Origin of the sequence: Lutibacter sp. (assembly GCF_016342705.1) — a bacterium.
Taxonomy (GTDB): Bacteria; Bacteroidota; Bacteroidia; order Flavobacteriales; family Flavobacteriaceae; genus Lutibacter.
This window is the reverse complement of the sequence record NZ_JAEINV010000002.1, coordinates 23,306-44,443: the sequence shown is the minus strand read 5'-3', so window position 1 is coordinate 44,443 and position 21,138 is coordinate 23,306. Positions and strand designations below refer to the sequence as shown.

11 protein-coding genes are annotated in these 21,138 nt (G+C 30.9%); all 11 read left to right on the top strand.

All coding sequences use genetic code 11. From position 1 onward, the window contains the following. Nucleotides 1-7 precede the first annotated feature (7 nt). The gene (locus tag JEY78_RS02200) at nt 8-2,233 is read left to right on the top strand and encodes a GH92 family glycosyl hydrolase (protein ID WP_291846433.1); all 2,226 of its coding nucleotides are present in this window, start codon (nt 8-10) and stop codon (nt 2,231-2,233) included. Nucleotides 2,234-2,248: 15 nt separating this feature from the next. Next, nucleotides 2,249-3,424 (top strand): PNGase F N-terminal domain-containing protein, encoded by a 1,176-nt coding sequence (locus JEY78_RS02195; protein ID WP_291846432.1) that lies wholly within the window; start codon nt 2,249-2,251, stop codon nt 3,422-3,424. A gap of 26 nt (nt 3,425-3,450) precedes the next feature. After that, the gene (locus JEY78_RS02190) at nt 3,451-6,099 is read left to right on the top strand and encodes a glycoside hydrolase family 3 protein (protein ID WP_291846431.1); all 2,649 of its coding nucleotides are present in this window, start codon (nt 3,451-3,453) and stop codon (nt 6,097-6,099) included. Between the two features lie 47 nt (nt 6,100-6,146). Then, nucleotides 6,147-8,168 (top strand): glycoside hydrolase family 97 protein, encoded by a 2,022-nt coding sequence (locus JEY78_RS02185; protein ID WP_291846430.1) that lies wholly within the window; start codon nt 6,147-6,149, stop codon nt 8,166-8,168. A gap of 4 nt (nt 8,169-8,172) precedes the next feature. Then, complete coding sequence (locus JEY78_RS02180; protein WP_291846429.1) at nt 8,173-9,015, top strand: endonuclease/exonuclease/phosphatase family protein; 843 nt, start codon at nt 8,173-8,175, stop codon at nt 9,013-9,015. A gap of 6 nt (nt 9,016-9,021) precedes the next feature. Further along, nucleotides 9,022-10,452: a glycoside hydrolase family 125 protein gene (locus tag JEY78_RS02175; protein WP_291846428.1), complete on the top strand. Its 1,431-nt coding sequence runs from the start codon at nt 9,022-9,024 to the stop codon at nt 10,450-10,452. A gap of 312 nt (nt 10,453-10,764) precedes the next feature. Continuing rightward, complete coding sequence (locus JEY78_RS02170) at nt 10,765-13,872, top strand: SusC/RagA family TonB-linked outer membrane protein (protein ID WP_291846427.1); 3,108 nt, start codon at nt 10,765-10,767, stop codon at nt 13,870-13,872. 11 nt (nt 13,873-13,883) lie between these two features. Continuing rightward, nucleotides 13,884-15,374, top strand: coding sequence for a SusD/RagB family nutrient-binding outer membrane lipoprotein (locus tag JEY78_RS02165; protein WP_291846426.1), 1,491 nt, complete (start codon nt 13,884-13,886; stop codon nt 15,372-15,374). A 64-nt stretch (nt 15,375-15,438) separates the two neighbouring features. Then, on the top strand, nt 15,439-18,753 hold the full coding sequence (locus tag JEY78_RS02160) for a VCBS repeat-containing protein (RefSeq protein ID WP_291846424.1): 3,315 nt from the start codon (nt 15,439-15,441) through the stop codon (nt 18,751-18,753). Between the two features lie 92 nt (nt 18,754-18,845). After that, nucleotides 18,846-19,745, top strand: coding sequence for an ROK family protein (locus JEY78_RS02155; protein WP_291846423.1), 900 nt, complete (start codon nt 18,846-18,848; stop codon nt 19,743-19,745). Between the two features lie 15 nt (nt 19,746-19,760). Then, the gene (locus JEY78_RS02150; protein WP_291846422.1) at nt 19,761-20,960 is read left to right on the top strand and encodes a sugar MFS transporter; all 1,200 of its coding nucleotides are present in this window, start codon (nt 19,761-19,763) and stop codon (nt 20,958-20,960) included. The last annotated feature ends 178 nt before the right edge of the window (nt 20,961-21,138 follow it).

The following is a 21,138-nucleotide window of genomic DNA, read 5'->3' as shown; positions in this document are numbered from 1 at the left end:
TTACTAAATGAAAAATAGTGTTTTTTTTATTCTTTTCGTTTTTTGCATAATTTTTTCTATGCAATCACAAGAACCAGCAGATTATGTCAATCCATTTATAGGAACTTCTAATTACGGAGCAACATTTCCTGGACCAATTGCACCAAGAGGAATGGCAAGTATAAGCCCTTTTAATGTTGCTGGGCCACAAAATTTACCATTAGAAAAAGATAGCCGTTGGTTGTCAAATCCTTATGTGCACGAAAATACCTTTTTAACAGGATTTAGTCAGGTGAATTTAAGCGGTGTTGGTTGTCCAGAATTAGGTGTTTTATTGTTAATGCCAACAACAGGAAATGTAGAAACTGATCATTTAAAGTATGGCTCAACCTATTCTAATGAAATTGCAAAAGCAGGATATTACAGTGCCGAAATTGATAAATACAATGTGAAAGCCGAATTTACAACTTCAAAAAGAGTAGGAGTTAGTAAGTTTACGTTTCCAAAAGGACCATCTAATATTTTATTGAATTTAGGTTTGGGCTTAACCAATGAGCAAGGAGCTATGGTAAAAGTGGTTTCTTCAACTGAAATTGAAGGAATTCGTTCTGTGGGTTCATTTTGTTATAACAGTCCAGAGGCTGCATACCCAGTTTATTTTGTAGCTAAATTTTCCAAACCAGCTGATAATTTTGGTGTTTGGAAAAAACCTGCAACATATAGTGGAGTAGAAGCGAAATGGATGGGCTATAATGGTAAAACTAGACTGATGGATGCCTCAACAAAAATGGTTGTTGGTGATAGTATTGGAACCTATTTTAGCTATAACTTTAATAAAACAGAAACTGTTGAAGTTAAAATAGGAGTGAGTTATGTAAGTATTAAAAATGCACGTGAAAATTTAGAAAAAGAAACATCAAACAAAACATTTAACGATGTTTATAAGGAAACCTATAGCGAGTGGAATAAATTACTCTCAAGAATTAGAGTTGAAGGTGGCTCAACAAATGATAAAACTGTTTTTTACACAGCTTTATATCACACCTTAATTCATCCAAATACTTTGAACGATTTTAATGGAGAATTTCCTGAAATTAAAACTGGTAAAATTGGAAAAACTGAAGGAACGCGTTATACCGTTTTTTCGTTATGGGATACATATCGGAATTTACATCAATTAATGTCATTAGTATATCCGCAACAACAATCTGACATGGTGAATAGTATGATAGCTATGACTGACGAAAATGGATGGTTGCCAAAATGGGAATTAAACGCTACTGAAACATTTACGATGGTTGGTGATCCGGCAAGTATTGTAATTACAGATACTTATTTAAAAGGAATTCAAGATTTTGATGTGCAAAAAGCATACAAAGCTATGTTAAAAAGCGCTGATCAACTTGAAGGAAACCCATTAAGACCAGGGTTAAAAGATTATATAGAAAAAGGATATTTAACAACCAATGATGGAGGTTCAGTTTCTACAACACAAGAATACAATGCAGCCGATTATTCCATCGCATTATTAGCAAAAGAATTGGGTGAAACAGCTGATTATAAGCGTTTTAAAAATAGGGCAATTTCTTACAGAAAGTTATTCGATGCGAAATTAAACTTACTAAGACCAAGATTAAAGAATGGGAATTGGTATGAACCTTTTGACCCAAATAATGGTGCTAATTTTACTGAAAATGTTGGTTTTATTGAAGGAAATGCTTGGCAATATGCTTTTATGGTTCCACATGATATTTTAGGACTTAAAAAATTAATGGGCGGAAATAAAGGATTTACAAATCAATTGCAGAAGGTTTTTGATGACAATCAATTTGATATGGCAAATGAGCCAGATATTGCGTATCCGTTTTTATTTAATTATGTAAAAGGTGAAGAGTGGAGAAGCCAAAAATTAGTTGAAGAATTAGTGAAAAAACATTTCAAAAATACACCAGATGGCATTCCTGGTAATGACGATACAGGCACAATGTCCGCTTGGCTAGTGTATTCAATGATGGGAATTTATCCAATTTCACCAGGCGAGCCAATTTACACAATTACAAAACCCTTATTTGATAAAATTACTATTCAGTTAGATTCAAAATATTATAAAAAAAGGGAACTAATTATTGAGAAAGAATCTAATAAGAATGGTTATATACATCAAATTATATTAGATGGAAAAACACATAATAGTTATTTTATAAATCATAATGATTTGGTAAATGGAAACCATTTAAAAGTTTTTTTTAAATAAATTAATACAAAAAAAATGAAATTCAGTCCATTAATATTCTCCTTGTTTTTTTTAATATTTTTAAAAACAAAAGCTCAAGAAGAAATAACCTATCCTATATTTAAAAACCAGCCAATAAATTTTAATGGAGAATTAGCGTCAGATCCAGAAGCATTTAGCTTACAAAATGGGCGTATAATCTATAAAAAAGTCAAAGTTCCAAATTTTCCTAAAGGAACTGATGTAAAAATTAAATTAACCTTGCGTTCAAATGGAGATCGTTGGGATAAATCAGGATCTTGTTTTGTGGTTAAGGATTTAGATGAATTATCAATTATAAGTATTTCAAAAAATAAAACAGAATTCCCAAAACAATCATCAGTTTTTGAAAAATTTAAAGGGGTAAAATCAACTGCTTTTTATAAGCCAGTTGTTGAATTATTGCGTTTTATGACTCCGTTTGGAGTTGGGTTTTATAGTAACGAAAAAGGGAAGTATAGAAAACCAGTTTATATTCCGTCTTGGGAAAAACAAGTTGTTTGGGAGCAAGATATTTCTCAATTAAAAAGTTTAGTTAGTAATACTTTTTATATAGGTGTTTGGGTTGATTCTTGGACTGCAGAAGGCTATGAAGTTGATGTTGATTTAATATATTCTAACCGCCCTAGAAAAACTCTAAAAGTTCAGTCATTAGTTAATACAATTGCATATGTTGATGGACAAGCACTACCAGACTTTTTTGTAAAGGGTCCATTGGAACACGATTTTGAGTTTGATAAAAATGCTAAAAATGTAAAATTATATTTTACAACTACTGGCCATGGTGGACACGAAGGAGGAGATGAATTCATAAAAATTAGAAACAGTTTATTTGTTGATAATCAACTAGTTTTAGATACTATTCCTTGGCGAGATGATTGTGCTTCTTTCAGGAGATTTAATCCAACATCAGGAGTGTGGCTTAAAAAAGATTCTGCTTCCTATATAGATTTTGAGGCAAAAGCTTATAAAATAAAAGAGATTGAAGAACGTATAGCTTCTTCAGATTTATCTAGGTCAAACTGGTGTCCCGGTTCTTCTGTAAAACCTTTTGTTGTTGATTTAGGCGATTTAAAAGCAGGTGAACATACAATGCAAATTTTAATTCCAGCAACTGCAGCCTATGATGATAAACTAAATCATTGGTTGGTTTCTGCTTATATAACTTACTAAGAGTAATAATTAAACAACTATTTAAGATGAAACAACTACTAGTATTTTTAATTTGCATACTCAGCTTTGTTGAAATTTCAAATGCGCAAAATTCAAAATATCCTTATCAAAATTCTAAATTATCGGTTGAAGATAGAGTAACGGACTTATTAAGTAGAATGAGTTTGGAAGAAAAAGTACGTCAAATGGATATGTATAAAGGCGAATATTTTAAAGAAGTTGAAAACTTTTCATTGACTAAAACAACTGCAAAAATTGGAAATTTAGGAGTTGGAGCCATTCATGACATTTATCCTCGTTCAGCAAAAATGATTAATGATCTTCAAGCAAATGTTATTAAAAATAACAGATGGGGTATTCCTGCACTTATTATGGGTGAAATGTTACACGGATATTTAGATGATGGAAGCACTGCATTTCCAATGAATATTGGTTTAGGAGCAACTTGGGATACTGATTTAATGGAAAAAGTTGGAAAAGTAATTGGTAGTGAAGCTAGAGCGCATGGAGTTCATTTTGGATTAGGTCCTGTTCTTGGTGTTGGTAGAGAACCACGCTGGGGAAGAGTTGCAGAAACATTTAGTGAAGATGTTTATTTAGCAGGTGAAATTGGTTTAGCAATGATAAAAGGTTTGCAAGGTGATACTTTAGCTTCTGATAGATCTATAATAGCAGAACCAAAACATTTTGCAGTTCATAGTTATCCTCAGGCAGGAGGTAATTCATCTCCCGTAATTATAGGTGAACGCACAGCTCGTGAAGATTTTTTACCATCATTTAAAAAAGCATATATGAAAGGTGGAGCATTGGGAGCCATGTGTGCTTATTCTGAGTTAGATGGAATTCCTTGTGCTGCAAATGAATGGCTTTTAACTGATATATTAAGAAAGGAATGGGGTTTTAAAGGAATTGTTGTTTCAGACTTAGGAGCTATAAAATACATTCAAACAAATCATTATGTGTCAGATTCACCAAAAGAAAGTATTTTACAAGCCGTAACAGCAGGGGTTGATATGCAGTTTTATGATTTTTCAAATGAATTTTGGCAGCAAACTCTTGTGGAGTTGGTTAAAGAAGGGAAATTAAGCATGGAAAAAATAGATCGTGCTGCAGGAGGTGTTTTAAGGCTTAAATTTTTACTTGGTTTGTTTGAAAATCCGTTTACCAATAAAAATTTAATTAAAGAGCGATTTCACACAAAAGAAAATCAAGATATAGCTTTAGAAGCTGCTCAAAAATCTATTTGTTTATTAAAAAATCAAAAAAATATATTACCATTAAATAAAAATATAAAAACAGTTGCTGTAATTGGACCAAATGCAAATGTTTCAAGATTGGGAGGATATTCGGTTAGAAATAAAGTAGGCACAACTGTTTTTGAAGGAATTAAAAAGGTGGTAGGAGAAAATACAACAGTGCTTTATGAGGAAGGTGTTTCTTTAATTGTGAAAGGGCAAATAATTCCTTCAAAATTCTTACGTACACCCGATGAATTACAAAATGGATTAAAAGGAGAATATTATAACAATAGAGAACTACTAGGAAATCCAGTTTTAACACGCATTGATAAGCAGTTAGAATTTGATTGGCCTTGGTCGCCAGGAGATGGTGTAAATGATGATGAAATTTCTATTCGGTGGACTGGTTTTATTGCATCGGAAGAATCATTTGATGGTTGGTTAGGGCTAAGTTCAGATGACGGAATTAGAATGTGGGTAGATGATCAATTAGTTATTGATAATTGGGAAAAAGGATCGACCAATATTGTAACAACCCCAATGAATATTGAAGGCGGAAGAAAATATAGAATTCGCATAGAAATGTGGGAAGGCGGTTGGGGAGCGAGAGCACATTTACGATGGAATTTGGAAAAAGTTAATTTTCAACCAGCCATTGATATTGCGAAAAAAGCAGATATAGCAATAGTTGTTTTAGGAGAGTCTAATGAATTGGTGGAGGAGAATAGAGATGTTGCTACCTTAGATTTACACGGAATGCAGGAGGAGCTTATTAAAGAAATTCAAAAAACAGGAACTCCTGTAATTTGTGTTTTATTAAATGGAAGACCACTTTCAATAAATTGGATTAATGATAATATTCCTGTAATTGTTGAAGCTTGGTTTCCTGGAGAAGCTGGTGGAAAAGCTGTTGCAGATGTTTTATTCGGAAATTATAATCCAGCAGGAAGACTTCCTATTACTTTTCCAAAATCTGTAGGGCAATTGCCAATATACTACAACCAAAAACCTTCAGCAATACATAGATATGTGAATGAAAGTGAAAACCCATTATTTACTTTTGGATTTGGTTTAAGCTACACAAAATTTGAATATTCAAATCTTTCAATTAGTGCTGAAAAAATAAATATTAATGATGAAATTAGGGTAAGTATTGATGTTAAAAATATAGGGGATTATGATGGAGAAGAAGTAGTGCAATTATATATAAATGATGTTTATAGTAGCGTAACAACTCCAAAAAAAACGTTAAAAGGTTTTAAAAGGGTTTTTATTAAAAAAGGAGAAAAAAAACGTGTTGAATTTGTTTTAACTCCCGAAGAGTTAGCTATTTGGAATCGTAAAATGGAAAGGGTTGTTGAACCTGGAGAATTTGAAGTAATGATTGGTGGTAATTTTATAGAGGTACAAAAAATAAAGTTTGAGGTAATAAATTAATTCAACTTTTAAATGTTTTTTTTAATAACATTAAATAAATTATAAAAATGAAAAAGTTTTTTAGTGTTTTACTATTTTCTATAGTAATAATGAGTTGTAAAACTGAAAATAATTTAAAAATAAGCTCTCCTAATAAAAAAATAGAGGTGCTTGTTGAAATTAAAAGTGGCGCAGCACTATATTCTGTGAAATTTAAAGATTCAGTTTTAATCCAACCTTCAAATCTTGGCTTTGAGTTTAAAAACTCTAAACCAATGAGTGGAAATTTTTTAATAGATACTTATAAAATTACAGGTTCTAATAATACTTGGACACAAGTTTGGGGAGAAAATAAAACCGTAATTGATAATTACAATCAATTAGAGGTTACGCTTCAAGAAAGAGTGGAGCCTTTTAGAAAAATGAATGTATTTTTTAAAGTTTATGATGATGGGCTTGGATTTAGATACGAAATTCCTAAGCAAAAGAATATAGATAGTTTACTAATTTCAGAAGAATTAACCGAATTTAATTTTACCAAAAATTATACAAGTTGGTATACACCTGCAAATTTTGATTCTTATGAAATGTTGTTTAAAAACGCAATTTTAAATGAGGTTGAAAATGCAAACACCCCAATAACTTTTGAAAGTAATAATAATGTTTTTATAAGTATTCATGAGGCCAATTTAACAAATTATGCAGATATGACTTTATTGAAAAATAAAAATAAAGACTTTTCATTTAGAAGTAATTTAGTGCCTTGGCCAGATGGCGTAAAAGTTAAAACAGTAACACCAATGGTTTCACCTTGGAGAACAATTCAAATTACTGATAGTGCAGAGAAATTAGTTGAATCTAATTTAATGTTGAATTTAAATGAACCCAATATAATTGAAGATACTTCGTGGATACAACCAATGAAGTATGTTGGTATTTGGTGGGGAATGCATTTAGGAACCCAAACATGGACTTTAGGAGAAAGGCATGGGGCAACAACCACTGAAACTAAAAAATATATTGATTTTGCTGCAAATAACAATATAACGGGTGTTTTGGTTGAAGGTTGGAATACTGGTTGGGAAAATTGGGGTAAAAAAGGAGCGTTTGATTTTATAACTCCATATGAAGATTTTAATTTGAATGAAATTGCAGCCTATGCAACTTCAAAAAATATAGCTTTAATTGGTCATGTTGAAACAGGTGGTGATGCCGCGTTTTTTGAAGAAAATCTAGATAAAGTATTTTCTATGTATCATAAATTAGGAGTAAAAACTGTAAAAACAGGTTATGCTGGAGCTATTCAAACTAAAGGGCAGTTTCATCATGGGCAATATATGGTAAATCATTATAGAAAGGTTGTGGAAAAAGCCGCTAAATATCAAATTATGATCAATGCTCATGAACCTATTAAACCTACTGGAATTAGAAGAACGTATCCAAATATGATGACTCGGGAAGGCGCAAGAGGAATGGAATGGAACGCCTGGAGCTCTGGAAATCCGCCTGAACATTATACAATTTTACCTTTTACCAGAGGATTGGCCGGCCCATTAGATTATACACCTGGTACTTTTGATATTTTGTTTAAAAATGCCAAAAATAGAGTGAAATGGAATGATTTAGATGACGGAACCTCTAGAATAAATACAACTTTAGCAAAGCAATTGGCTTTATTTGTTGTTTTATACAGCCCATTGCAGATGGCTTCAGATTTAATTGAGAATTATGAAAATCAACCGGCTTTTAAATTTATTCAAGATTTAGGAGTAGATTGGGAAACTTCAAAAGTGTTGAATGGTAAAATTGGAGATTATATAACAATAGTTAGAAAAGATAAAGTTTCTGATAATTGGTTTTTAGGAAGTATTACAGATGAAAATGAACGAGAGTTAATTGTGAATTTATCATTTTTAGATAAAGATAAAACGTACAATGCAGAAATTTTTGCTGACGGTAAAGATGCCAATTGGAAAACAAATCCACAAGAAATTGAAATTTTTAAAAAGGAAGTAAATTCAAAAAGTACACTAACAATTAAATTAGCATCAGGAGGTGGACAAGCCATTAAATTTTCACCAAAAAAATAAACAGATGAAAAAAGTAGTTTTTTTAATCTTAATAGGTCTCTTTTTTTCTTGTAAATCTGAAAAAGAAATTTACAATATTATGACTTATAATATTAGATATGACAACCCTAATGATGGTGAAAATAATTGGTCTAAAAGAAAAGCGTTTTTAAGTAGTCAAATTAGTTTTTTTAAACCAGATGTTTTTGGTATTCAAGAAGGGTTAAGTCATCAGATTAACTATTTAGACAGCGTTTTTGTTGATTATAAATATATTGGAGTTGGTAGAGATGATGGAAAATTAAAAGGAGAATTTAGTGCTATTTTTTACAATTCTCAAAAATTTAAAGTAATTGAAAATAATACATTTTGGTTAAGTGAAACTCCCAATAAAATATCCGTAGGTTGGGATGCTTCTATGGAGCGAATTTGCACGTTTGGTTTGTTTCAAAATATAAAAACAACACAACAGTTTTATGTTTTTAATACACATTTTGACCATATTGGAACCGAAGCTAGACTTAAAAGCGCTGAGTTGATTCTTAAAAAAATTGAAGAACTCAATCAAAAAAAATTACCAGTAATATTAACAGGAGATTTTAATTTAACACCAGAAACAGCACCAATTCATAATATTTCAAAAATTTTAAATGATTCTAAAAAAGTAAGTCAATTAACGCCATTTGGACCAATTGGAACTTTTAATGGGTTTAAATTTAATGAACCTGTAAATGATAGAATTGATTATATTTTTACTAGTAAAAATAATATTTCTGTAGAAAAATATGCAGTGCTAAGCGATTCAAAAGCGTGTAAATATCCATCAGATCATTTACCAGTTTTTATTGAAATTACCATAAAAAGATAATATATTATGAAACGAAGAAAATTTATTGTAAATAGCTCTTTAGTAGCTGCAGGAACTCTGGTTTCTCCCCAAAATATTTTAGCTTTTGAGCAAGTGAAGTTTATAAGTAAAAGACCAATAAAATCTGAACGAAATTTCACTAGTATTGCCGTGGAAGACATTATTAAAAAGGTAATGGCGGTAATAAAAGATGATGAATTAGCTTGGATGTTTGAAAACTGTTTCCCAAACACATTAGACACTACTATAGATTTTGAAATTATTGATGGAAAGCCAGATACTTTTGTAATTACTGGAGATATTGATGCTATGTGGTTAAGAGATTCTACAGCACAAGTATGGCCTTACATGCCATTAATTTTAAAAGATGAAAAGCTTAAATTGTTAGTGAAAGGACTGATAAATAGACAGGTAAAATGTGTGTTATTGGATCCATATGCAAATGCTTTTTATAAGGATAAAACTAAAATATCTCATTGGAAGTCCGATAAAACTCAAATGTTGCCAGGAATTCACGAACGTAAATGGGAAATAGATTCGTTATGTTATGTTATTCGTTTAGCAAATGAATACTACCAAATTACAAATGATGCTTCAATTTTTGATGAAGATTGGGATACAGCAATGCGTTTAATTGTAAAAACTTTTAAAACGGAACAACGAAAAAATAATGAATCGGAATATGTGTTTAGTAGAGAAACTACTTCGGTCATTGATTCGCCTCCTTTTGAAGGTACAGGAAGACCAATAAAGCCAATTGGACTTATTTGCTCTATGTTTAGACCTTCTGATGATTCAACAATGTATCCATTTTTAATTCCTTCAAATATTTTTGCCGTAGCATCTTTACAGCAATTATCATTTATTTATAGCAATGTTTTAAACAAAAAAGAATTTGCACTTGTTTGTGAAGAAATGGCTTCAGAAGTTAATAAAGCTATTAAAAAATATGCAGTTTCAGAACATTTACAATTTGGTGAGATTTACGCTTATGAAATAGATGGTTTTGGAAATAAACTATTTATGGATGATGCAAATGTTCCATCATTAATGTCATTAGCCTATTTAGGAGCGCACAAATCTACAAGTGATTTATACCAAAACACTCGAAATTTTTTATTAAGTGATAATAATCCTTATTTTTTAAAAGGCAAATATGCTGAAGGACAAGCGAGTCCTCATACAGGTAAAAATAAAATTTGGCCAATGGGAATTATTTTGAGAGCAATGACTTCAACTAATGAAAATGAAATTTTAAATTGTATAAAAATGTTGAAAGAAACTCACGCTGGAACTGGATTTATGCATGAAAGTTTTAATAAAGATAATCCTGAAGATTATTCAAGAGATTGGTTTGCTTGGGCAAATACACTTTTTGGTGAGCTTATATTAAAAATTTATAATGAAAAAAGACATTTATTGTTATTAAAATATTAGCTACATTTTTTTTCAGCAATATTTCCAAAACTAATAATCTAATAGTATTAGTTTGTGAAAATTAAGGCTTTATTAAATCAATTTTTTCTTTTATTTCCAAGAAACAGAATGTTTTAGTATTTAGAATATTGTTAGTAAAACTGTTCTTTTTTCTTCATTAAGTTTATTTTTAAGTGATAAGCATTGTTTAGTGTTTTTTTATTTTCTAAATCGCAACCTATAACGTTATAGAAATGTTATTGGTCGAAATTATTAACCGTTGTTAATATTAAAATTTACTTTTAATCATTATTAACTCAAACTATATAATGAATGATACAAAAAGCACTAAAACTGTTTTTTTTAATTTGCGTACTAGGATTTAGTAGTATTCAAGCCCAAACAGTAAATGGGAAAATTACAGATGCATTAGACGGAACTCCTCTGCCTGGTGTAAATGTAATAATTAAAGGCACTGGCATAGGTGTCTCATCAGATTTTGATGGAAAGTTTAGTATTGATGTGAAAAAAGAAAATGCTGTATTGCAATTTTCTTTTATGGGTTATGCAACTCAAGAAGTTTCAGTAAAAGGAAGAAATGTAATTAATATTTCATTAGTTCAAAGTGCTGAATCACTTAATGAAGTTGTAGTAACAGCTTTAGGTATTAAAAAAGAAAAAAAATCTCTTGGATATTCTATGACAGAATTGAAAGGAGATGAAGTGTCTTTAGTAAAAGAAACAAATGCCATTAATGCTTTGCAAGGAAAAGTTGCGGGTGTAAATATTACAGGAAATGCAACTGGTGCTGCCGGTTCAAGTAGAGTAATTATACGTGGTAATACTTCTTTAACAGGAGATAATCAGCCATTGTACATTGTTGATGGTATTCCTATTGGAAACGATAATAATGGATCTGCAGGAATGTGGGGAGGAAATGATGGAGGTGACGGTATTTCTAGTGTTAACCCAGACGAGGTGGCATCAGTAAGTGTTTTAAAAGGTGGAGCTGCTGCTGCACTTTATGGTTCAAGAGCTGCAAATGGAGTAATTATTATTACAACAAAATCAGGGAAACAAAATAAACAAGGTTTAGGTGTTGAATTTAGCTCTTCATTAACTATTGATGCTGTGAATACAGATCTTCAAGATTTTCAAAAAGTTTATGGACAAGGTATTAATGGTGAAAAACCACAAACTGAATTTTTAGCATTTGATAATCCAACCTCTTCATGGGGAGCAAAATTAGATGGTTCAAATGTAGTAAACTGGGATGGAGTTTCAAGACCTTATTCTTATGCAGGAAATAACGTTGATAAATTCTACAGAACAGGAGCAACATACATTAACACTGTAGCATTTTCAAATGCAAATGACAACACGAACTACAGATTTTCTATGTCTGATTTGTCAAATGAAGATATAGTTCCAAATTCGGATATTAACAGAAAAACATTCTCTTTAAATTTAGGTTCTACATTAGCCAATAAATTAATATTAAATACGAATGTTAAGTATGTTAGAGAAAATGCGAATAACAGACCAAGATTATCAGATTCACCGGGGAACGCTAACTATTCAGTTGCAGTATTGCCTGCAAACGTTGATGTAACTTTTATGGATCCTGGAGCAAATGATGATGGTACAGAAAGAGCAACTTCCTCAAATGTTTACGCTACAAATCCATATTGGGCAGCTTATAATTTTAGAAATGAAGATCAAAAGAATAGAGTTATTGCATCTGCATCTTTAAGATATGATATTTTAGATTGGTTATATGTGACTGCTAGAACAGGTATTGATGATTATACAAGAAAATCAACTTCGGTAGAACCTTGGGGAACTGCATATAAAACTGAAGGAGGAATGAATGAAGAAGAAAAAAGATATACCCAAACCGATTCTGACATTATGCTTGGGGTTAATAAAAATATTTCTGAAAAATTCTCAACAAATTCTTTCATTGGAGCATCAAACAATGCTCAAATTAGAGAACAGTTAAAATTAAATGGAGATAAATTTATTGTGCCAGATTTAGAGACTGTAAAAAACACAAAGGATCAAAGTACTGAATACGCTTATAGCAAACAAAAAATGAGTTCTGTTTATGGTTCATTTGAGTTTGATTATAATAAAGTAGTTTACTTAACATTAACAGCTAGAAATGACTGGTTTTCAACGTTGTCGGCGCCAGGAAAAGAGAGTCCAAATAATGATTTGTACACTTCTGTAAATACAAGTATTATATTAAGTGAAGCATTTAAAATGCCAGAATGGGTAAATTTCGCAAAGTTTAGAGCTGGTTATTCAGAGTTAGCTGGTGGAGCGCCAAATCCTTATTCTTTAGGATTAACCTATGGAATATTTGGGCAAGGTCATTTAGGTCAACCTCTTGGTGGAATTTCAAATGGAAGTATTCCGAATGCAAACTTAGTTCCTTATAATGTTGATGAAATTGAAATTGGTTTGGATACTAGATTATTTGATGGTAAACTATCTGTTGATATAGCGTATTATGATAAAACTACAACCAAGGATATTGTTGAGGTAAGTGCTTCTCAAACTTCAGGATACGGTAGCTCAATTGCAAATTTAGGAGAGATTACAAATAGTGGTTTTGAATTACTTATTTCTGGTACTCCTGTTAAAAACGACAACTTTAGCTGGACATCAAGTTTCAATGTGGCATACAATAACGGAAAAGTTGTTGCTACAAACGATACAAATTCAGATATTAATTTAGGTGAGGCACGTAGCCAAAACGTACAAATTAGTCATATTGTTGGGCAACCATACGGTGTTATTTATGGTAAAGCTTTTGCTAGAGATGATAATGGGGTTATAATTTACGAAATTGATGCAGATGGAGTTCCAAGAGCTAAAGATGGAGGTAATAAACAACTTGGAGAAGGAGTTCCTCCTTATTCTATGGGTTTAAACAATGCGTTTACATATAAAAACTTTAACGCTTCATTCTTAATTGATGCAAAATTTGGTGGACAAATATTCTCTGGTTCTAATGCAGGTGCAGTAGCTAGAGGTCAACATTTAATGACTTTAGAAGGACGTGAAAATGGACTTTCAGTTAGTGGAATTGATAGCGCAACAGGATTGCCTTTTACTACCACTGTTGCTCCAAAAAATTTAGCTACCTATTGGGGTAGAATTTCAGGAATTGCTGAAGCTTTTGTTGAAGATGCAGATTATATTAAATTTAGACAAATTAGTGTTGGATACAATATTCCAAGTGAATTACTTGAGAAAACATTTTTAACTAGTGCTAATGTTTCAATTATAGGTAAAAATTTATTTTATATTCAAAGAAGTGTAGATAATATTGATCCAGAAGCAGCGTATAATAATGGAAACGCTCAAGGTTTAGAATATTACGGATTACCATCTACAAGAAGCTATGGTGTAAGTTTAAATGTTAAATTTTAGAAGTTAGAATTATGAAAAAAACAATTTATACAGTATTACTATTATTATTAGTTTTTACTTCTTGTGATAAAGATTTTGAAGAATTAAATATTGATCCAACAAAATCTTCTCAAATAGATGCAAAAAGTAAATTTACAGCTACGTTATTAAGAACCTCAGGAGAGCGTTACGAAGCTTGGAGAGCAAACTTAATCTACCAATCTACTATGATGCAACATATTGCAACTACTACAGGTTATTGGGTAGGCGATAAGTATTTTTGGAATCAAGGATATGCAGCGTCTTTATGGGATCGCTACTATACTGGTCCTGTAAAAGGAATTGAAGATATTTTAGTTCAATTAAGAGTTGAAGAGCAACCAGCTGAAATGATTGCGATAGCAAGAATTCAGAGAGTTGTAATTTACCAAAGATTGACTGATTTATATGGTGATGTTCCATATAGTGAAGCAGGAAAAGGTTATTTAGAAGGAATTTTAACACCTAAATATGATGCGCAAAGTGACATTTATGCAGATATGTTAAAAGAACTTGAAGAATCTGCTGCTGATTTAGGTTCTGGAACTTCAAAATGGGGGGATGCCGATTTAATTTTTAAAGGAGATCAAGGAAAATGGAAAAGATACGCTAACTCAATGATGTTGCGTTTAGGATTACGTTTAATTAAAGTAGATCCGGTGGCTGCAAAAAATTGGGCTACAAAAGCAATTTCTGGAGGTGTAATGACATCAAATAGTGATATAGCTTATATTCAGCACACTCCAGGACCTGAAGGGATCAATAAAAATGGTAATGGTGAAACATTTACTGCAGATGGAAGTCCACGTTTAAGTAAAACATTTGTGGATTTTCTTAACGGAGATCCAAGACTTCCAATTCTTGCTGCAAGAAGAAGTGATAAAAGTACTTTACCTGCTGATTTAAAAGGATTACCAAACGGTTTAGATGGTGATTTATTAAAAGCTTTAACTGGTGAAGAAAATACAAATGCTTATGCAGAGCCAAATAGAGCTATTATAACTGGAGAAGATGCACCAATGTTTTTTCAAACGTATGCTGAAGTGGAGTTTATGTTAGCAGAATGTGCAGAAAGATGGGGGTTAGCAGGTGGAAACACAGAAACTCATTATAATGCAGGTGTTACTGCGGCAATGAAATATCTTGAATTATACGGTTCAGCTGCTAGTATTTCTGATGATAAAATTCAGGCTTATTTAACTAATAATCCATTTAATTCAGCCAAAGCATTAGAAATGATTGGTAATCAATATTGGGCAGCTACATTCTTAAATGAATATGAAACTTTTTCAAACTGGAGAAGAACTGGTTTCCCAAATTTAGTACCAGTAAATTATCCTGGAAATGAAACTAACGGAACTATTCCTAGAAGATTAACATACACCACAAGTGAACAAGTTGTAAATGCTGCAAATTATAATGCTGCAATTGCTGCACAAGGACCAGATATTCTTACTACAAGAGTTTGGTGGGATAAACAATAATATTATTTGAATTTCAACTAAAAAGGGAGTGGTGCGTGCCCTCCCTTTTTTATACAAATCAATTATGAAAAATTCCATAAAATATAGTTTATTAAAAAATATAAGTAGTGTACTTGTATTTTTCTTTTTTAACGCAACCGCTCAAAATTTAAAACAATTTTCATTGGTTTCATCTAAAGTTTCGGGTATTAATTTCAATAATGAAATTAAGGATACAAAAGATGACAACATTTTAAAATATGCAAATTTTTATGGAGGTGCTGGTGTTGGAGTAGGCGATTTTAATAATGATGGTTTAATGGATATTTATTTTGTTGGAAACCAAGTTGGAGATAAATTATATATAAATAAGGGGGATTTTAAATTTAAGGAAATAACAAATTCGGCAGGAATTATAAACAATGGAAGCTGGTCTACAGGTGTTACCATTGCAGATGTTAACAATGATGGTTTTGTTGATATTTATATATCTAATGAACTTTATGATAATAAAATAGAGTTACGAAAAAATAAACTTTATATAAATCAAGGAAATGAAACTTTTATAGAAATGGCAAAAGCCTACGGCGTTGATAATTCTGAAAGAACAAGGCACGCTACCTTTTTTGATTATGATAAAGATGGCTTTTTAGATTTATATATTTTAAATCAACCCCCAAATCCAGGGAGTTATTCGGAATATGCCGGCGCTGAACTTCTTTTACCAAAATATTCTTCAGTTTTATATAAAAATATTGAAGGGAAAAAGTTTGTTGATGTTACTGAAAAAGCAGGATTGTTAAAAGCTGGTTTTCCAAACGCAGTTTCAACAAGTGACTTTAATAATGATGGTTGGGTAGATTTGTATGTGTCAAATGATTTTTACGCACCAGATGTTATTTATATGAACAATAAAAATGGGACGTTTACAAACATAACAAATACAGCATTAAATCACATGTCATATTACAGTATGGGAGTTGATGTTGCAGATATTAATAATGATGGTTTTTTAGATGTTTTTGTTTTAGATATGGTGGCTGAAGATAATTTTAGGCTAAAATCTAATATGAGTGGAATGAATATTGAAACCTTCTGGAATATTGTAAATAAAGGTGGAAACCATCAATATATGTTTAATAATTTTCATTTAAATAATGGAAACAATACTTTTAGTGAAATTGCTCAGTTAGCAAATATTGCCGCCACTGATTGGAGTTGGTCCAATTTAATTGCAGATTTTGATAATGATGGTGAAAAAGATATTTATATAACTAATGGATTATTACGAGATATTAGAAATACAGATGCTTCTAAAGAGGTTGGTAAATTTGTAACAGAAACAGCAAATAATTATGTAAAAAATAATCCAACAATTGGCAATGTTTCTATTTGGGATATTTTAGACTTGGATAAAACCTTGGCCTTATTACCATCAGAAAAATTATCTAATTACATGTTTAAAAATAACCGAAATTTTAATTTTGAAAATTTAGCTGAAAACTGGGGATTAGACAAAAAATCTTTTTCAAATGGTGCCGCTTATGCAGATTTTGATAATGATGGAGATTTAGATTTAGTGGTTAACAATATAAATGATGACGCCTTTTTATATAAAAATAATGCTACTAATAATTTTCTGAGAATTGAATTAAAAAGCAAAGAAAACAAAAACGTTTTTGGGACAAGAATTAATATAAAAGTAAACGGAAAATCACAAATAATAGAAACAACAAACGTTCGTGGTGTTTATTCTACCAGCGAACCTTCTGTTCATTTTGGATTGGGTTTAAGTGATGTAGTAGAAGAAATTGTTATTCATTGGCCAAATAATAAAAGTACTTCACTTACAAACGTTCAGGCAAATCAAAAGATTACTTTATATCTTGAAGATGCGGTAAAAGAACCTATTCAAGAAACTCAAAAGGAAACCATATTTACAAGTTTGTCAGATTCAAAAAATATAAATATTACTCATACAGAAAATAATTTCGATGATTTTGAGAAGCAAATTTTGTTACCACATAAAATGTCTCAATTTGGACCTGCTTTGGCTGTTTCAGATGTAAATAATGATGGGTTAGAAGATGTTTTTATTGGAGGCGCAGTTGGTTTTTCAGGAAAATTATTTATCCAAAATAAGGATGAAAGCTTTACAAATATTGAGGTTAAAGCTTTTGAGGATGATAAATTGAAAGAAGATGTTGATGCCTTGTTTTTTGATGTAGATAATGATAAAGATATGGATCTTTACGTTGTTAGTGGAGGAAATGAATATACAAATGGAGATGAAAATTACAAAGATAGATTGTACTTAAATGATGGAAAAGGAAATTTTGTTTTAGTAAAAAATTCAGAAAGTGAAAATATAAGTGGTAGTATAGTAATTGCCGCAGATATTGATGCTGATGGAGATTTGGATGTTTTTGTAGGAGGTAGACATATTCCACATAATTATCCATTACCTGCTAATAGTCAGTTATTTGAAAATATTAATGGTAAGTTGGTGAGTGTAACTCAAGAGAAAGCAAGTGATCTTACTGAATTAGGTATGGTAACGGATGCTATTTGGACTGATTATGATTCAGATAAAGATTTAGATTTAATTGTTGTTGGAGAATGGATGGAAATAACGGTTTTTAAAAATGAAAATGGGATTTTTAAAAGAGAAAAAATTGAAAGTTTAGAAAACACAACAGGTTGGTGGTTTAGCATTGAACAAGGTGATTTTGATAACGATGGAGATATTGATTATATAGCTGGAAATTTAGGATTAAATTATAAATACAAAGCAACAGAGGAAGCGCCATTTGATGTGTATTATGATGATTTTGATGGTAATGGAAGCAATGATATTGTTTTAGGATATTATAATTTTGGTAAACATTATCCCTTAAGAGGCTTTTCCTGTTCTTCACAACAAATACCAAAACTAAAAGAAGAAATAAAAAAGTACGATATTTTTGCTTCTTTAGAAATTGACCAAATTTACAAAGAGAGTAAATTAAAAAAAGCACTGCATTACAAAGCAAAAACATTTGCGTCCTCCTTTATTGAAAACCTTGGAAATGGCCAGTTTAAAATTCACAAATTGCCAATTGAAGCACAGTTTTCAAGTATAAATGATATTATTATTAGAGATTTTAATTCAGACGAAAAGTTAGATTTATTAATAGTCGGAAATTTGTTTGTTTCAGAAATAGAAACATCTAGGAATGATTCAGGAACAGGCTTGTTACTATTAGGAGATGGAGCAAATAATTTTGAACCAATCCATCATGTTCAATCAGGATTTTTTTCAAACAAGGATGCTAAAAAAATGAAAGTATTAAAAACTAAAGATAAAAACTTTATACTAGTTGCTAATAATAATGATTATCTTCAACTCTTTAAATTTTAAAAAGTATTAAGTGTAATTAATTAAAATGAAACAATGAAGAGAAGTTGAACAAAACTACTTAAAATTGGAAAATCAATTTTAAAATTATAAAAATGAAAGAAAAAATTGTAATAGGCTGCGATATAGGAGGCAGTCATATTAGTTGTGGAATAATTAATGTAGAAAATGGAACTATTTTAGAAAATTCCTTAATAAGTGTAAAAGTTTCAAATTCAGAATCTAAGGAAATACTTTTAAGTGTTTGGACTCAAGCAATTTTAAATTGTAAAAAAAACGTACCAGATAATTCTGAATTTTTAGGAATTGGAATTGCTATTCCCGGTCCTTTTGATTATGAAAAAGGGATTGGTTTATATGATAATTCTAATCAAAAATTTGTAGACCTAAAAAATGTAAATGTAAAAGAAGCATTATCAGAAAGTTTAGCATTAGAACCATCTAAAATTAGATTTGTAAATGATGCTACTGCTTTTTCATTAGGAAGTTATTGGTATGGAAGCGGAAAGGAAAGTAAGCAAATGGTAGCAATAACATTAGGCACAGGGTTTGGGTCATCATTTATAAGTAATGGCCTGGCTATTGAAGAAGGAATAACAGTTCCTGAAAATGGTTATTTGTGGGATGAGCCTTTTAAAAATGGAATTGCTGATGATTATTTTTCAACGCGTTGGTTTGTAAATAGTTTTAATGAAATTTCTGAAGAAAAAGTAACCGGTGTTAAGCGAATAGCTGAATTAGTTAAAGAAGGTGATGAAAAAGCAATTACATTATTCAATGAATTTGGTATCAACCTAGCAGACTGTTTAGCGGAGCATTTAAAAAATTTTAATGCAGATGTTGTTGTGATGGGTGGAAATATTGCAGAAGCGTTTGAATTATTTAAACCAAGTTTATATAAAAAATTAAAAGAAAGAGGATTAGAAATCCCATTTAAAGTATCAATCTTAAAAGAAAGTGCGGCAATGTTAGGGTCAGCCACTTTATTCAAATAAAAAAAGAACCAAATTATGAGTAATAAAAAAGTAAGTACACTTCCTATCTTTTTAGCCTTTTTATGTATGGGTTTCGGGGATGTGGTAGGGCCAATGGTAAGTTTAGCAAAAGAAACGTTTGAACTAACTAATTTTTTAGCAACCTTATTACCTTTTAGTGGGTTTTTAATGTTTGGAATATTATCTATTCCCATGGGAATTTACCAAGATAGAAAAGGAAAAAAGAAAGTGTTGTTAATTGGATTGATTATAGCGTTAATTGGATTACTACTTCCAATAGTTTCAGGAATGTATGGTCCAATAGTATCTTCAACATCCGCAGAACTGCATTCAAAGTTTTATGTGATTTTGGGTTCTATTTTGTTATTAGGAGCAGGAGCTACTGTTTTGCAAGTTTCAGGAAATCCAATAATGAGAGATGTTTCAGCACCAGGTCGTTATTCAAGTAATTTATCATTAGGACAATCAATTAAGGCAATTGGATCCTCACTTGGGTTTCTATTGCCGCCGTTTGCTGCAATGGCGGGGATGGATTGGACCTTATTATTTCCAATTTATGCAGTGTTGATTTTAATTACCTTTGGTTGGACTAGCACTTTAAAAGTTGAAGAAATTAAACATGAAGATGAAAAACCAGCCTCTTTAGTGAGTTGCTTATCATTATTAAAAAACAAATATGTTTTAATGATGGTGCTTTCCATATTTGTGTATGTAGGAGCTGAGGTTTCTATGAGCTCAGGAATACCAATATTATTAAAAGAAGAGTTCGGCATTGAAGGTTTTAGTTTATGGTTAAGTTGGGCATTGTTCTTTTTACCAATATTAATTGGACGTTTTTTAGGAGCAGCTATTCTAACCAAAATAAAGCCAGTTAAGTTTTTATTTACAACGGTAATACTGTCAATTGTAGGAGTTTTATTGTTATTGTTTGGAAATACAGTAATTGCTTATACAGGAATTATATTGGTTGGACTAGGTTTTGCCAATATTTTCCCATTAGTATTTTCAATAACAGTAGATAAATTACCCGAACGAGCTAATGAATTAAGTGGCTTAATGGTTACAGCTATTGTGGGAGGAGCATTTATTCCTCCAATTATGGGTTATGTTGCAGATTCAATAAGTGTGTTATGGGGCTTTTTAGTTCCGTTGGCTTGTTTAATATATATTTTATTTTCAACAGTAATAGCTTCTAAAAAAACAACTGTAATTTAAAAGATAATTATAATACAAATATGAATTCCTAAAGGAATAAATAGTTAATTAAAATAGAAAAAACCTTTCATTTTTGAAAGGTTTTTTTCTTTGCAATTTCCCTAAATTAACAATTGACTATATTCTTTTTCTTGTCAACAAATGTAAAAATTGAATACAACTATTAAGAAAAATAAAC

Excerpts from the sequence above, each read along its gene's own strand:
- JEY78_RS02165 (WP_291846426.1), top strand. The coding sequence starts at position 13,884 with ATGAAAAAAACAATTTATACAGTATTACTATTATTATTAGTTTTTACT.
- JEY78_RS02180 (WP_291846429.1), top strand. The coding sequence starts at position 8,173 with ATGAAAAAAGTAGTTTTTTTAATCTTAATAGGTCTCTTTTTTTCTTGT.
- JEY78_RS02185 (WP_291846430.1), top strand. The coding sequence starts at position 6,147 with ATGAAAAAGTTTTTTAGTGTTTTACTATTTTCTATAGTAATAATGAGT.
- JEY78_RS02175 (WP_291846428.1), top strand. The coding sequence starts at position 9,022 with ATGAAACGAAGAAAATTTATTGTAAATAGCTCTTTAGTAGCTGCAGGA.
- JEY78_RS02195 (WP_291846432.1), top strand. The coding sequence starts at position 2,249 with ATGAAATTCAGTCCATTAATATTCTCCTTGTTTTTTTTAATATTTTTA.
- JEY78_RS02150 (WP_291846422.1), top strand. The coding sequence starts at position 19,761 with ATGAGTAATAAAAAAGTAAGTACACTTCCTATCTTTTTAGCCTTTTTA.
- JEY78_RS02160 (WP_291846424.1), top strand. The coding sequence starts at position 15,439 with ATGAAAAATTCCATAAAATATAGTTTATTAAAAAATATAAGTAGTGTA.
- JEY78_RS02200 (WP_291846433.1), top strand. The coding sequence starts at position 8 with ATGAAAAATAGTGTTTTTTTTATTCTTTTCGTTTTTTGCATAATTTTT.
- JEY78_RS02155 (WP_291846423.1), top strand. The coding sequence starts at position 18,846 with ATGAAAGAAAAAATTGTAATAGGCTGCGATATAGGAGGCAGTCATATT.
- JEY78_RS02190 (WP_291846431.1), top strand. The coding sequence starts at position 3,451 with ATGAAACAACTACTAGTATTTTTAATTTGCATACTCAGCTTTGTTGAA.
- JEY78_RS02170 (WP_291846427.1), top strand. The coding sequence starts at position 10,765 with ATGATACAAAAAGCACTAAAACTGTTTTTTTTAATTTGCGTACTAGGA.